The organism is Rahnella contaminans (genome assembly GCF_011065485.1).
In the GTDB taxonomy this organism is placed as follows: domain Bacteria; phylum Pseudomonadota; class Gammaproteobacteria; order Enterobacterales; family Enterobacteriaceae; genus Rahnella; species Rahnella contaminans.
Genome location: NZ_JAADJS010000007.1, coordinates 12,782 through 27,925, shown reverse-complemented (window position 1 = coordinate 27,925; position 15,144 = coordinate 12,782). Strand labels below are relative to the sequence as shown.

Sequence of the window (15,144 nt, the reverse complement as noted above, 5' to 3'; positions counted from 1 at the left end):
GCGAGCAGGTTCAAATAACCCGAGTCGGGGAGAGGTTTTTACGTCAGAACTCAATGTGAGCTGCCTCGCAAAAAGCGACGGACATTACATTTGTCCAGTGTTTGTCATTTTTGTCTGGTAGCAAGTTGGCCCGCGCGACTCTTATCCTGCAATGAGCCGGTTTATCCGCCGGAATTTGGGATGAGGATTCAGAAATGACCAAGAAGTTGAGCTTCACCTGCGTACTGGTAAATGGTGTTCATGCCCGTCCGGCCAGCCATATTGAAACGCTGTGCAATGGATTTGATTCTTCTTTTCACTGGCACAATGTCCGTTCTGACCGCAAAGCCGATGGCAAAAGTGTTCTGTCGCTGATTGGCGCGGATATTTTGCTGGGTGATGAATGTCACGTCACCGTGGAAGGGGAAGATGAAGAGGCCGCCTGTGCCGCGCTGGCGCATTTTATTGAACACCAGTTTCCGCTGTGTGATGAAGCCCTGCCTGAACATGATGATCAGGCGGAGCGGGAACCTCTTCCTGAATCTCTGGCAAATCTTTCTCCGCTGGTCTTTCGCGCCCGTTCCGTCAGTGAAGGCTGCGCGCTGGGGAAACTGGTCAGCCTTGCCCGCGTGAATCTGGCGACGCTGGCGGATTTACCCGAGACGCAAGGTACGGATAAAGAACAGAGTTTACTTTCTCACGGGCTGACAGGGCTGGAGAAGTCTATCGAACTTCAGCTGATGGCAGGGAATGGCACGGTGACCGCGGTGCTGGAGGCGCATCGTTCTTTGCTACGTGATAACAGCCTGCGTGACGCGCTGCATAAGCATGTCATGGAAGGAAAAAGTTGCGCGCAAAGCATCGTGGAAACAGCTCAGCATTTCAGCCAACAGCTGGCGCAATCTTCCAGTGCCTATCTGCGTGAACGCGAACTGGACATTCGTGATGTCAGCTTCCAGCTGTTGCAGCAAATCTATGGCGAGGATTGTTTTGCATCCCAGCAAAAACTGAGTGAAGCGAGCATTTGTCTGGCGGATGAACTGACGCCAAGCCAGTTTCTCGAACTGGATAAACAACACCTTAAAGGATTACTGCTCGGCAGCGGTGGCAGCACATCGCACACGGTGATCCTCGCGCGGTCTTTCAATATTCCCACGCTGGTTGGGGTCGATCCGCAGCCATTACAGGCATATCTGCGGCAGGATGTGCAGATTGACGGCGATCTCGGGCTGGTGGCTTGTGCGCTCAGTGAGCCGGTAAGGCGCTATTATCGTCAGGAACAGGCGGTGCATCAGGCACTGCGCAATCAGCAAAGCGAATATCTGGATAAACCGGGTTATACCGCCGACGGCGTGCGTCTTGAAGTCGCGGCCAATATTGCCCACTCGGTGGAAGCCTGTGCGGCATTTGACAATGGCGCGGAAGCTGTCGGGCTGTTCCGTACAGAAATGCTGTATATGGATCGCGCCAGTGCGCCTTCCGAAGACGAGTTATACAACATTTACTGCCAGGCAACAGAAGCGGCTAAAGGCAAAACCATTATCGTCCGCACCATGGATATCGGGGGCGATAAACCGGTCAATTATCTGAATATTCCTGCCGAAAATAACCCGTTCCTCGGTTATCGCGCAGTGCGTATTTATCAGGAATTCCTGCCGTTATTCCATACGCAAATGCGTTCAATTCTGCGTGCTTCCGCGCACGGATCGCTGAAAATTATGATCCCGATGATTTCTTCGATGGAAGAGATTTTATGGGTGAAAGAGAAACTGGCGGAAGCCAAACAGTCGCTGCGCAGTGAGCAAATCCCGTTCGATGAAAAAATTCAGCTGGGGATCATGCTGGAAGTGCCGTCGGTAATGTTCATCATCGATCAGTGCTGTGAAGAGATTGATTTCTTTAGCATCGGCAGCAATGACCTGACGCAATACTTGCTTGCCGTCGACCGGGATAACACCAAGGTTACCCGTCATTACAACAGCCTGAATCCGGCATTCCTGCGTGGTCTTGACCACGTCGTACGCGAAGTTCATCACCACGGGAAATGGATTGGCTTATGCGGCGAACTGGGTGCAAAAGGTTCCGTACTGCCGCTGCTTGTCGGCCTCGGGCTGGATGAAATCAGCATGAGTGCGCCGTCGGTGCCGGTGACGAAAGCGCGTCTGGCAAATCTCGACAGCCGGGAATGCCGTCAGTTGCTCAACCGTGCGATGCAGTGCCGCACGTCGCTTGAGGTTGAACATTTGCTGGCGCAGTTCCGTATGGCTGTGAACGATGCACCGCTGATCACCACAGAATGCGTAGCGCTCAATGCGGACTGGCGCAGCAAAGAGGAAGTGATTAAAGGCATGGTCGATAACCTGATGCTGGCCGGACGTTGTCGCTATCCGCGAAAACTGGCAGCAGACGTCTGGGCGCGTGAAGCCGTATTTTCGACCGGACTGGGTTTCGGTTTTGCTATCCCGCATACCAAATCAGAACATATCGAACAATCGACGATCAGCGTCGCGAAGTTGCCTGAACCGGTGCAGTGGGGCGAGGAAGAAGCACAGTTTGTCATCATGCTGACGCTGAATAAACATGCTTCGGGCGACCAGCATATGCGGATTTTCTCAAAGCTGGCGCGACGAATCATGCACGACAGTTTTCGCGACGCGCTGATGAATTCAACGACAGCAGCGCAGATAGAAGCACTGCTCAAACAAGAACTTGAACTCTGACAGGAGAGGGTATGGAACTTTATCTGGATACGGCTGATATCAGCGCAGTAAAACGTTTATCCCGTATTTTGCCGTTGCAGGGCGTGACGACGAATCCGAGCATTGTGGCAAAAGCCCGGACGTCATTATGGGAAGTTTTGCCCGCGCTGCGTGAAGCTTTAGGCGGAGAAGGAAAACTGTTTGCGCAGGTGCTGGCAAATCAGGCTGAACAAATGGTTGAAGAAGCCGAATTGCTTCATTCACGCGTTCCTGGGCTGGTGGTGAAAGTTCCGGTCACGGCGGAAGGGCTGGCAGCCATTAAAATCCTGCGTACCCGAAAAATTCCAACGCTGGGAACCGCCGTGTATGGCGCAGGTCAGGGGCTGCTTTCGGCACTGGCCGGGGCAGAATATGTCGCGCCGTATGTTAACCGGCTGGACGCGCAGGGTGGCGACGGCATTGCGATGGTGACTGAGCTTCAGCAATTGCTGTCGCTTCATGCACCGCACGCCAAAGTGCTGGCCGCCAGCTTTAAAACGCCGCGCCAGGTGCTGGCTTGTTTGCTGGCGGGATGTCAGTCGGTCACCATGCCGGTGGACGTGGCGGAGCAGTTCATCAGCGCGCCTGCGGTGCAGGCAGCCGTCGAGAAATTTGAACAGGACTGGCAGGGCGCCTTCGGGAAGTTGTCGTTATAACCTTCTGAAAGCCAACAAAAAACCCGACAGGGAACCCGGCCGGGTTTTTTTATTTGTTTCACTTTTGATTGTCTACTTCACACCGTGTTTTTTATTTCACCCCATACTGTGCAAAGAAATCCAGCATACGCTGCCAGCCATCGGTGGCGGCTTCGGCATGATAACTCGGGCGGTAATCTGCATTAAACGCATGGCCGGCATCCGGATACACTACGATTTCCGCCGTCGCATTGGCCGCGCGAATAGCCTGCCGCATAGTTTCGACTGTATCCAGCGGAATGCCGGTGTCCTGACCACCGTACAAACCTAACACCGGCGCATCAAGCGCGGCGGCACGGTCAACCGGGTTGGTCGGGCTGGTCAGTGTTTTGTTGCCGACCAGTTTTCCGTACCACGCCACGCCCGCTTTCAGTTGAGGGTTGTGCGCCGCATACAGCCAGGCGATCCGGCCGCCCCAGCAGAAACCGGTAATCCCGAGTTTGGAAATATCCCCGCCGTGCTGCGATGCCCAATGCGCGGTGTGGTCGAGATCGGAAAGTACCTGCTGATCCGGCACTTTGCTGACCAGTTTTTCGAACAGCTCGCTGATTTCGGTGTAATTGCGTGGATCGCCCTGACGGAAATACAGCTCAGGCGCGATAGCCAGATATCCTTGTTTTGCCAGCCGGCGGCAGACATCCTGAATATGTTCGTGAACGCCAAAAATCTCCTGGACCACGAGAATGATTGGTAATTTTCCGGAGAAGTTTTCCGGCCGGGCGAGATAGGCGGGAAGATCTTCACCCTGCGAAGGAATGGTCGTCTGACCCGCGTGAAGCCCGTCGGTGTCGGTATGAATAGTCGTGCTGGCAACCGGTGTCACGGCAGGGGCAAAGCTGGTCGGAGCCTGTTTCAGTGTCAGTAATTCTTCTTCTTTTTTCATCGTGGTCTCCATGCAAGTGTCCATACGGAAATCTGGCTCTATGGATTAAAACTATAGCCGGAAAGCTGGAACAGCAAGGCAGAACAGATGTTCTATAGTTAAAAGTTATGCAGGAAATATGTCAGGGAAGAACCATAGAACGTCCGAATCTTTCATGAGGAGTCATGTTCAATGTCGAAATCACCGTCTAAAACGACCAAGAAAAGTGAGTCAAAATCGGTAAGCCGAGCCCCTGCCACAGGCAGTCAATCTTCTCAGCCGGGCCTGGGCAATCTCGCGCCATCCGACAGCGCTTATCAGGCTTCACCGCAACCCACGCCGCCCGGCAAAGAACCGACCGCCTCCGGCAGTGCCAAAAGCCCGGAGAACACCAACGCCAAACTCGATGCGCTGGAGCGACATCGAAAAAATGGCGAGAAGCAGCCGCTGACAACCAATCAGGGTACCAAAATTGCTGATGACCAGAACTCGCTGAAAGCAGGCAGCCGTGGGCCGACGCTGCTGGAAGATTTCATCCTCCGCGAGAAAATTACCCATTTTGACCATGAGCGGATACCTGAACGTATCGTTCATGCGCGCGGTGCCGCCGCGCACGGTTATTTCCAGCCTTACCGCAGCCTGAAAGCGCTAACGAAAGCCAGTTTCCTCTCCGACCCGAAAAAGATAACGCCGGTCTTTGTGCGTTTCTCGACGGTGCAGGGCTCGAAAGGGTCAGCAGATACGGTTCGTGATATTCGCGGCTGGGCCACCAAGTTTTATACCGATGAAGGGATTTATGATCTGGTCGGTAATAACACGCCGGTCTTCTTCATTCAGGATGCCCATAAATTTCCTGATTTTGTCCACGCCGTAAAACCCGAGCCGCACAACGAAATTCCGCAAGGTGCCAGCGCGCATGACTCCTTCTGGGACTATGTTTCCCTCCAGCCCGAAACGCTGCATAACGTTTTTTGGGCGATGTCTGACCGGGGCATTCCGCGCAGTTACCGCACGATGGAAGGTTTCGGGATCCACACTTTCCGCTTTGTGAATGCCAAAGGGAAAGCGACGTTTGTCCGTTTTCACTGGAAACCGCTGGCGGGTAAGGCTTCTCTGTTGTGGGACGAGGCACAGAAACTGGCGGGGAAAGATGCCGATTTCCACCGGCGCGATTTGTGGGAGGCCATCGAAGCCGGCGATTATCCCGAATATGAACTGGGCGTTCAGCTGATCCCGGAAGAAGACGAATTCAAGTTTGATTTCGATTTGCTCGACCCGACCAAGCTGATCCCTGAAAAACTGGTGCCGGTGGAGCTTGTCGGGAAAATGGTGCTCAACCGTAATCCGGACAACTATTTCGCGGAAACCGAGCAGGTCGCTTTCCATCCGGGACATGTTGTGCCCGGCATTGATTTTACAAATGATCCGCTGTTGCAGGGGCGTTTGTTCTCTTACACCGATACGCAAATCAGCCGTCTGGGCGGGCCGAATTTCCATGAAATCCCGATTAACCGGCCAACCTGTCCGTACCATAACTTCCAGCGTGACGGGATGCACCGGCAGGATGTAGATACCAATCCGGCGAATTACGAGCCGAATTCCATCAACAATAACTGGCCGCGAGAAACGCCACCGGCTGCGTCCGGAGGCGGATTTGAAAGTTACCCTGAGCGTATTGATGCTGAAAAAATTCGGCAGCGAAGTGAATCCTTCGCAGAATACTATGCGCATCCGCGCCTGTTCTGGCTGAGTCAGACGCCAGTGGAGCAGGATCATATCGCCGGAGCATTCTCCTTTGAGTTGTCCAAAGTGGTTCGGCCGTATATTCGCGAACGCGTGGTGGATTTGCTGGCGCACGTTGACCAGACTCTGGCGGCCATCGTCGCGAAAAATCTGGGCATCACACTTTCCGCGCAGACAAGAAAGGTTAAGCCTCCGAAACCGGTTAATGGTCTGGAAGCCGATCCATCACTGAGTTTGTACGCCAGCGGAAAAGGGACGATAAAAGGGCGTCAGGTGGCCGTGCTGCTGGGCGAAGGCGTCAACGCGGCTGATGTGCTGGAAACCTTGCAGGCGTTACAGGCTGCCGGTGTTCATCCCAAACTTCTGGCCAGCCATTTGGGAAATGTAATTGCCGATGATGGTTCGGCATTGCCAGTAGACGCCACGTTTGCCGGTTCGCCGTCGATTACCGTGGACGCTGTTATTGTGCCTCACGGCCACATTGATGCTTTGCTGATGAACGGCGATTCCCGTCATTATGTGCTTGAAGCCTATAAACATTTGAAAGTTATCGGGCTGAGCGGAGACGCCCGTCGCTTTAAACCGCTGCTTGGGCTGACGGATGACGTACCGGAGGACGGGATTATCGAGGGCGAAAAGGCGGAAGGAAAATTGCTGAAAGAGTTCCTGAAAGAAATGGCTAAACATCGCGTCTGGTCGCGTAGTGCGGCAGCCGGAGCGGTTCCGGCCTGACTTGAATTTTTATCAGCCTCACTGGCAGGCGGCGTCATTCATTAGTGATATGGCAACGCCTGCTTTTATTTTTCCGTTCGGGAAAATACTTCATCCTGCAAAGTATCAGTCTGGTTAAAATTTCGGCGTAATACATTTAATTTGTGATTTATGTCACAAATTAAATGTATGCGTGATTCTTGTTGTTACATCATAGTGACTGCCGTCACGAAATAACGTCACAATGTTCAGTACAGTTGCCGGGTGTTCCTCCTGCCAATAAATGACCTTACATACAGAGGAGTTTGTTATGTCTCAGCCTGAAGTTTTCCATCTTGGCCTGGCCAAAAAAGATTTAAACGGTGCCACGCTGGCGATTGTTCCCGGCGACCCGGAACGCGTGGAGAAAATTGCCAAACTGATGGAGAACCCGGTGCGTCTGGCTTCTCATCGCGAATTTACCTCATGGCGTGCTGAGCTTGACGGCAAATCTGTGATCGTTTGTTCAACCGGTATCGGCGGCCCGTCTACGTCCATCGCGGTGGAAGAGCTGGCACAGCTGGGCATCCGGACTTTCCTGCGCGTAGGTACGACCGGCGCTATTCAGCCGCACATCAATGTGGGCGATGTTCTGGTCACAACGGCTGCTGTTCGTCTTGATGGCGCGAGCCTGCACTTTGCACCGATGGAATTCCCGGCTGTCGCCGATTTCGCCTGTACCACGGCGCTGGTCGCGGCGGCAGAATCTGTTGGCGCTGCAACGCACATCGGCGTAACCGCGTCTTCTGACACCTTCTATCCGGGTCAGGAACGTTACGACACCTTCTCTGGCCGCGTTGTTCGTCGCTTCAAAGAATCGATGAAAGAATGGCAGGAAATGGGCGTGATGAACTATGAAATGGAATCCGCCACACTGCTGACCATGTGTGCAAGCCAGGGCCTGCGCGCAGGTATGGTTGCCGGTGTTATCGTAAACCGCACGCAGCAGGAAATTCCTGACGCGGAAACGATGAAAAAGACCGAAAGCCACGCGGTGAAAATCGTTGTAGAAGCCGCCCGTCGCCTGATCTAAAAAATACTAAAACAAACACATCACATCTGTGGGCTGCCTCTGGCGGCCCATTTTTTTGTCCCGATAATCAGATCTGTTAAGGTCGTGTTAGTAAAGTGTCTGGAATAATTTATCAATCCGGCTATTTATCTGCTGATAAAAAACTGCTGATAAAAAGCCGCTGGCACAAAACCGCTGACAAAAGGAACTGCTTTTTGACTGTTCACGACATTCTGGATTACACAACGACCTTTATTCGCGCACATCAGGTGTGGGCTGCGCCCATCGTCTTCTTTCTGGCTTTTGGTGAGTCTCTGGCATTTCTTTCCCTGTTGCTTCCTGCGACGTTTATCTTATTAGGGCTGGGTGCGCTGATTGGCGAAACCGGTATTCCTTTCTGGCCCATCTGGGCCGCTGCCGCGGCGGGTGCTTTCTTCGGCGACTGGCTTTCTTATTGGGTCGGCAACCATTTTCAGGACAGAGTGGGCAACTTCTGGCCGTTCTCCCGCCATCCGCAAATGCTGATCCGCGGGCATGCATTCTTCGAAAAATGGGGCATGCCGGGCGCGTTTATCGGCCGCTTTTTTGGTCCGTTGCGCGCCGTAGTGCCGCTGGTAGCGGGGATCTGTGGCATGCCAAAGAAATATTTCCAGATTGCCAACGTGACCTCCGCACTGATCTGGGCATTTGGCATTCTTGCGCCGGGCGCTTTTGGCATCCAATGGCTGAGTCGCTGGTTCTGAATCCTGCGCTGCATCGCTGAAGTCTTCAAGCGGCGCGGGCGGGAGAAATTCCTTTTTGGAAGACGTCTCGCAAAGGCGTCATGCCCCTGAAAATAGACTGGACATCCATACAGCCTGCTATTACCGTGACCGCAAGTGATTTTAAGAAGGAATGCGCGTGGATATCAGTATTTTGTACGCCCTGGGCGCAGGGCTAATCGGCCTGTTAGTCGGCTGGCTGGTCGCCAGTTTGCGGCAACAGCAGCAGCAGGCGGAGTACGAAACACAGCGCCGGTTGCTGGAGCATTCGCTGGAGCAAATGAAGGCGGAAAATGACGCGCACAAAAATGAGCGACAAGCCGTTCAGCAGCAAATGCGTGAAGCGGAACTTGAGCTGCGCAAATTGCACAGCGCGGCGGCAGCCAGCCAGGAGAAATTGCAATTGCTGGCTCACTGGCAAAATGAATGCGAGCAGCTGAACCAGGAATTACGCGCCCAGCGTGAAATTAACAGCGCTCAGGAAGCCGAGTTGCGCGAGGTTTCGACCCGGCTGGACGAAACGCGCATGGCGGCAGAAGACAAACAGCGCCTGCTGATTAACAGCGAACAGCGCCTGAGCAGCCAGTTTGAAAATCTGGCCAACCGTATTTTTGAACAAAATGGTCGCCGGGCCGACGAACAGAACAAGCAAAGCCTGGACAAACTTCTGCTGCCGTTGCGCGAGCAACTTGATGGTTTCCGCCGTCAGGTGCAGGACAGTTTTGGTCAGGAAGCCCGTGAACGTCACACGCTGGCGCACGAAATCCGTAACCTGCAACAGCTGAACGTTGAGATGGCGCGTGAAGCGGTGAACCTCACCAAAGCGCTGAAAGGCGATAATAAAACGCAGGGGAACTGGGGCGAAGTGGTGCTCAGCCGCGTGCTGGAAGCGTCCGGCCTGCGCGAAGGTTACGAATATCAGACGCAGGTCAGCGTTCAGGTTGATACGAACAGCCGAATGCAGCCCGATGTGGTGGTGCGTCTGCCGCAGAATAAAGACGTGGTGATCGACGCGAAGATGACGCTGGTGGCCTACGAGCGTTACTTCAACAGTGAAGATGACAGCGAGCGTGAAGCGGCGCTGAATGAGCATATCGCGTCCGTTCGCGGCCATATCCGTTTGCTGGGTCGTAAGGATTATCAGCAGCTTCCCGGTTTGCGCAGCCTTGATTACGTCCTGATGTTTATCCCCGTTGAACCCGCTTTTTTACTGGCTATCGACCGGGAGCCAGAATTAATCAGCGAAGCACTGCGTCACAATATTATGCTTGTCAGCCCGACAACGCTGCTGGTGGCTTTGCGTACAATCAGTAATTTATGGCGCTATGAGCATCAGAGCCAGAACGCCAAACGCATTGCCGATCGCGCCGCCCGTTTGTATGACAAGCTGCGGTTGTTCGTGGATGACATGGAGTCGATGGGACAAAGCCTCGACAAAGCGCAGGGAAGTTATCGCTCCGCGATGAATAAACTCACGCAAGGCCGTGGTAATCTTATCGGGCAGGTTGAAAGTTTCCGTGCTCTGGGGGTCGAAGTTAAACGGCCTATCAGCCCCTCTCTGGCTGAGATAGCGAAAGCGGAAAATGAACCAGAAGATACCGCATCTCTGCCCGATATCTCTGATGCGGAAGAAGAACAGGCGCTGAACCCGCGTGAATAATTAAAGCTGGCAAAGGTTTCCACTGGGTCGGACTGATTCAATAAGTGAATCTTTGCAATATGTTGAATCACCATCGGTGATGGGGCTTTCTAACGGGTTCTGGTACACTTCTCCCCAAGAGTTTGACTGAAAAAGCAGGCATAAATAATGGAAAAGCAGACGCAGGAAACCACCCATTTCGGTTTTCGTACAGTAGCCAAAGATGAGAAGCAGGAAATGGTGGCGGAAGTCTTCCATTCCGTTGCGGCAAAATATGATTTGATGAATGACCTGATGTCTTTCGGCATTCATCGCATCTGGAAACGTTTCACCATTGATTGCAGCGGTGTGCGTCAGGGCCAGCGTGTGCTGGATCTGGCCGGTGGCACCGGCGATCTGACCGCGAAGTTCTCCCGTCTGGTGGGCGAAAAAGGCGAAGTTGTGCTGGCAGATATTAACGACTCCATGCTGAAGATGGGCCGCGAAAAGCTGCGTAATCTCGGCATTGTGGGCAACGTTAATTATGTTCAGGCCAACGCTGAAGCTCTGCCTTTCCCTGATAATTATTTCGACTGCATCACCATTTCTTTCGGTCTGCGTAATGTGACTGAAAAAGAAAAAGCGCTGCGTTCGATGTTCCGCGTGCTCAAGCCGGGTGGCCGTCTGCTGGTTCTGGAATTCTCCAAACCGGTTTTGAAACCGCTGAGCAAAGCTTACGACACCTACTCTTTTCATATTTTGCCGCGCATTGGCGAACTGGTTGCACAAGACGCTGAAAGTTATCGCTATCTGGCCGAATCCATCCGTATGCACCCTGATCAGGAAACCCTGAAAGGCATGATGGCGGATGCAGGTTTTGAGAATGTGACGTATCACAATCTGACCGGTGGCATTGTTGCGCTGCATCGGGGTTTCAAATTCTGATATGAGTATGCCGATGTTGTTAACGCCGTTGCTGACTGCCGCTATCGAGACGCCGCTTAATTTTCTGCTTTTCAAAGATCGCAGCATGAAGGCGGCGCGCACGCGTCTGGCAGGCAAAGTTTTACGTGTTGAACTACAGGAACTGAGTGCACCGCTGACGTTTGTTTTCAGCGAGCAAAAAATCGATGTGCTCGGACAATGGGAAGGTGTGGCCGATTGCACCGTTACTTCACGGATTTCATCGCTGCAAAAATTACGCGATCGCCAGCTGTTGTCGCCAATGATGCGCAGTGGCGAACTGGTGGTCGATGGTGATATTTCCGTGGTTCAGCAGTTTTCTGCATTGCTGGATATGGCTGAATTCGAGCCCGCAGAATTCCTGGCCCCTTATATCGGTGATATTGCCTCTCAGGGATTAAGTCAGGCGGTTCAGGGCGGTTTCCGTTTTCTGCAAAAAGGCCTTAAGCACCAGCAAAGCTATTTAGCGCAAACCCTGACCGAAGAGTGGAAAATGGCACCCGGTTCGCTGGAAGTGGTCTGGTTTAGCGATGAAGTCTCTGCACTGGTGCGGGAACTGGATGCGCTGGATAGACGTATCGAAAAACTGGAGGGTAAACCGTGACGCCTAGGGAAATGCGACGTTTATATCTGATCATCCGCATGTTTCTGATCTATGGCCTTGACGAACTCATCCCTAAAATCCGCTTAACGCTGCCGCTGCGCATTGGTCGTTATCTTTTTTTCTGGTTGCCTAATCGTCATAAAGAAAAGCCGTTGGGCGAGCGTATGCGTATGGCGCTGGAAGAACTGGGGCCGGTATGGATCAAGTTCGGGCAGATGATGTCAACGCGCCGTGACCTTTTCCCTCCTCAGATTGCCGATCAGCTTGCTTTGCTTCAGGACCACGTTCCGCCTTTTGATGGCGCAAAAGCGCGTCAGCAAATTGAAGTGGCGCTCGGTGGTCCGGTGGAAACCTGGTTTGATGAGTTCGACCAGACGCCGCTGGCTTCTGCCTCGATTGCTCAGGTTCATACTGCCATTTTGAAAGAAAACGGTAAGCCGGTGGTTCTGAAAGTGATCCGTCCGGATATTTTGCCGACTATCGTGGCGGATATCCGTCTTATGTCACGTCTGGCTGGCTGGTTACCGATTCTGTTGCCCGATGGTCGCCGTTTGCGCCCCCGTGAGGTGGTACGCGAATATGAAAAAACGCTGCTCGATGAACTGAATTTACTGCGTGAAGCGGCGAATGCTATTCAGCTGCGCCGTAATTTCGAAGGCAGCCCGATGTTGTATGTGCCTGAGGTTTACCCGGATTACTGTAGCGAACGTCTGATGGTGATGGAGCGTATTTACGGTATCCCGGTTTCTGATATTGAAGCGCTGAAGAAACAGGGCACCAATATGAAACTGCTGGCCGAACGCGGCGTGCAGGTTTTCTTCACTCAGGTTTTCCGCGACAGTTTCTTCCATGCCGATATGCATCCGGGCAATATTTTCGTGAGCTATGAAACGCCCGAAGACCCTTGCTACATAGGGATCGATTGCGGCATAGTGGGTTCGCTCAACAAGGAAGACAAACGGTATCTTGCGGAGAATTTCATCGCTTTCTTTAACCGTGATTATCGTAAAGTGGCTGAATTACATGTCGATTCCGGCTGGGTTCCCCGCGATACCAACGTCGAAGAGTTCGAATTCGCTATCCGTACGGTTTGCGAACCGATTTTTGAGAAACCGCTGGCAGAAATTTCTTTTGGTAACGTGCTGCTGAATCTGTTTAATACGGCCCGCCGTTTTAATATGGAAGTTCAGCCTCAGCTCGTGTTGCTGCAAAAAACGTTGCTGTACGTAGAAGGTCTCGGACGTCAGCTTTATCCTCAACTCGATTTGTGGACCACAGCGAAACCTTTCCTCGAAAGTTGGGTGCGCGATCAGGTCGGGTTGCCGGCAATGATCCGTGCATTGAAAGAGCGTGCGCCGTTCTGGCTGGAGAAAATGCCTGAGTTGCCGGATCTGGTTTACCAGAGCCTGCATCAGCATAAGTTGTTGCAATACAACATTGAGAAGCTTTCCTCCCAGATCCATAACCAGAGTTCCCGTCAGGGGCAGTCTCGTTATCTTCTGGGGATTGGTGCGACGCTGCTGTTGAGCGGAACTCTTTTACTGTTGGGCGATGTTAAGGTTTATCCGGCATGCCTGATGATTGCGGGTGCAATTTCCTGGTTGATTGGATGGAAGCGCGCCAGCTGAATACTTTGCGTTAAATTGAATGCCGTTTGCGAACGGCAATGAACGTCGTTCCTTCCTGTTTGAGGTGAAAATAATGGGTGGTATTAGTATTACAAAAATCCTGATTCTCGTTGTACTCGTGGTACTGCTGTTCGGTACTAAGAAACTGCGCGGTCTGGGTTCTGATCTGGGTGCTTCCATCAAAGGCTTTAAAAAAGCCATGAGCGATGATGAAGGCCAGAAAACTAACAAAGATGCTGACACTTCTGCTTCTGATGCTGATTTCATCGCTAAGTCTGTTGAAAGCAAGCCAGCAGCCAAGGCAGATGAAACCAAGAGCCAAAACAAAGAGCAGGTATAAGCCGTGTTCGATATTGGATTTAGTGAACTGCTGCTGGTATTGGTGATTGGCCTGGTAGTCCTTGGGCCGGAGCGTTTACCTGTAGCAGTAAGAACAGTAGCAGGCTGGATCCGCACACTGCGTGCCATGGCGGCTTCTGTTCAGAGTGAGCTTTCGCAAGAACTGAAACTTCAGGAATTGCAGGACAGCTTGAAAAAAGCTGAAGAAGCTGGACTGAAGAATTTAACGCCAGAAATCAAAGCGTCTATGGATGAGCTGAAAGAAGCGGCTGAGTCTATGAAGCAGTCGATCAACTCAGGGCTGAACCCTGCGGAGAAAGCTGTCGAAAACGCCAAAGCTGAAGGCAACACCATACACAACCCGGTTCTGGATGAAGCCGAAGCGCATCATGATGCAGGTATTTCTCCGGCCACGGCTGAGAAAGTAGCCTCCGCGCCTGTTGCCGCACCGCAAAGTGCCGTTGATGCTGCGCTGGCCTCCAATAAGACGGCGCATGCAGCAGCAGAACATGCTGAAACGCTGGCCGCTTCTGCGGACCCTTCGGTAACGGAATCAACCGCTGACGAGCCTTCTGTTGCCTCTGCGCCGGTAATGAAACCTGTCGCCGCTGATGCCCCTGTTGCTGAACCCGTAGTACCGGTTAAACCGGTTTCATCAACTCAAACAACAGGTGAGCGTTAAACATGGCTGTTGAAGATACTCAACCACTTATCAGCCATCTGATTGAGCTGCGTAAGCGTCTGCTGAATGCCATTATCTGCATTATTGTGGTGTTCCTGGCACTGGTTTATTTTGCCAATGATATCTACCAGTTGGTCGCTTCTCCGCTGATCAAACAGATGCCGATGGGCGCGAGCATGATTGCGACTGACGTAGCATCGCCGTTCTTCACACCAATCAAACTGACGATGATTGTCTCGGTATTCCTTTCTGCACCGTTTATTTTGTACCAGGTCTGGGCGTTTGTAGCGCCTGCGCTGTACAAACATGAACGTCGTCTGATGATGCCGCTGCTGTTCTCAAGCTCTGCGTTATTCTATCTGGGCGTGGCTTTTGCGTACTTTGTCGTCTTCCCGTTGGCGTTTGCGTTCTTTGCCAAAACCGCGCCCGCTGGCGTTCAGATAGCCACCGACATCAACAACTATCTCGATTTCGTGATGGCGCTGTTTATGGCGTTTGGCGTGTCCTTTGAAGTACCGATTGCGATCGTGTTGCTGTGCTGGAGTGGCGTAACCACACCGGAAGATCTGAAGAAAAAGCGCCCTTATGTGTTAGTCGGCGCCTTCGTCGTCGGTATGTTGTTAACGCCGCCGGACGTTTTCTCTCAGACGCTGCTGGCCATTCCGATGTACCTGCTGTTTGAGATCGGCGTGTTCTTTGCCCGGTTCTATGTAGGTGGCCGTCGTCGTTCTGATGTCGATAGCGAAGCTGATCCGGATCAGCCTGCGTAA

The 15,144-nt window shown here is 52.6% G+C and carries 13 protein-coding genes; 12 read left to right on the top strand and 1 reads right to left on the bottom strand.

The features are described 5' to 3' along the window. Positions 1-194 precede the first annotated feature (194 nt). Together ptsP and fsa are read left to right on the top strand one after the other, a co-directional pair. Positions 195-2,699 carry a phosphoenolpyruvate--protein phosphotransferase gene (gene ptsP, locus GW579_RS21895; RefSeq protein ID WP_165061829.1) on the top strand — a complete coding sequence of 835 codons (2,505 nt, stop codon included), beginning with the start codon at positions 195-197 and terminating at the stop codon, positions 2,697-2,699. A gap of 11 nt (positions 2,700-2,710) precedes the next feature. Beyond that, the gene (gene fsa, locus GW579_RS21890; RefSeq protein ID WP_165061827.1) at positions 2,711-3,373 is read left to right on the top strand and encodes a fructose-6-phosphate aldolase; all 663 of its coding nucleotides are present in this window, start codon (positions 2,711-2,713) and stop codon (positions 3,371-3,373) included. Positions 3,374-3,464: 91 nt separating this feature from the next. Here the strand turns inward: fsa and GW579_RS21885 are convergent, their stop codons facing one another. Beyond that, positions 3,465-4,295 carry a dienelactone hydrolase family protein gene (locus GW579_RS21885; protein WP_165061825.1) on the bottom strand — a complete coding sequence of 277 codons (831 nt, stop codon included), beginning with the start codon at positions 4,293-4,295 and terminating at the stop codon, positions 3,465-3,467. A 171-nt stretch (positions 4,296-4,466) separates the two neighbouring features. Between GW579_RS21885 and katE the strand changes: the two genes are divergently transcribed. From katE to tatC, 10 genes are all read left to right on the top strand, one after another. Continuing rightward, entirely contained in the window at positions 4,467-6,749 is a 2,283-nt protein-coding gene (katE, locus tag GW579_RS21880; protein ID WP_165061824.1) for a catalase HPII, read from the top strand. 289 nt (positions 6,750-7,038) lie between these two features. Next, positions 7,039-7,800 carry a uridine phosphorylase gene (gene udp, locus GW579_RS21875; protein WP_101079380.1) on the top strand — a complete coding sequence of 254 codons (762 nt, stop codon included), beginning with the start codon at positions 7,039-7,041 and terminating at the stop codon, positions 7,798-7,800. Positions 7,801-7,994: 194 nt separating this feature from the next. Next, positions 7,995-8,522 (top strand): DedA family protein, encoded by a 528-nt coding sequence (locus tag GW579_RS21870; protein WP_152324822.1) that lies wholly within the window; start codon positions 7,995-7,997, stop codon positions 8,520-8,522. A gap of 157 nt (positions 8,523-8,679) precedes the next feature. After that, the gene (rmuC, locus tag GW579_RS21865; RefSeq protein WP_165061822.1) at positions 8,680-10,200 is read left to right on the top strand and encodes a DNA recombination protein RmuC; all 1,521 of its coding nucleotides are present in this window, start codon (positions 8,680-8,682) and stop codon (positions 10,198-10,200) included. Positions 10,201-10,347: 147 nt separating this feature from the next. Beyond that, positions 10,348-11,103, top strand: coding sequence for a bifunctional demethylmenaquinone methyltransferase/2-methoxy-6-polyprenyl-1,4-benzoquinol methylase UbiE (gene ubiE / locus GW579_RS21860; protein ID WP_101079375.1), 756 nt, complete (start codon positions 10,348-10,350; stop codon positions 11,101-11,103). Positions 11,104-11,116: 13 nt separating this feature from the next. Further along, the gene (ubiJ, locus tag GW579_RS21855) at positions 11,117-11,725 is read left to right on the top strand and encodes a ubiquinone biosynthesis protein UbiJ (protein WP_165061961.1); all 609 of its coding nucleotides are present in this window, start codon (positions 11,117-11,119) and stop codon (positions 11,723-11,725) included. Continuing rightward, positions 11,722-13,353 (top strand): ubiquinone biosynthesis regulatory protein kinase UbiB, encoded by a 1,632-nt coding sequence (gene ubiB, locus GW579_RS21850; RefSeq protein ID WP_152324824.1) that lies wholly within the window; start codon positions 11,722-11,724, stop codon positions 13,351-13,353. The genes ubiJ and ubiB overlap by 4 nt, the downstream gene beginning before the upstream one ends. A 73-nt stretch (positions 13,354-13,426) precedes the next feature. Beyond that, positions 13,427-13,693, top strand: coding sequence for a Sec-independent protein translocase subunit TatA (gene tatA / locus GW579_RS21845; RefSeq protein ID WP_101079372.1), 267 nt, complete (start codon positions 13,427-13,429; stop codon positions 13,691-13,693). A gap of 3 nt (positions 13,694-13,696) precedes the next feature. Continuing rightward, a complete protein-coding gene (gene tatB / locus GW579_RS21840; protein ID WP_165061820.1) occupies positions 13,697-14,374 on the top strand; it encodes a Sec-independent protein translocase protein TatB in 678 nt (225 codons plus the stop codon). 2 nt (positions 14,375-14,376) lie between these two features. Then, the gene (gene tatC, locus GW579_RS21835) at positions 14,377-15,144 is read left to right on the top strand and encodes a Sec-independent protein translocase subunit TatC (RefSeq protein ID WP_165061818.1); all 768 of its coding nucleotides are present in this window, start codon (positions 14,377-14,379) and stop codon (positions 15,142-15,144) included.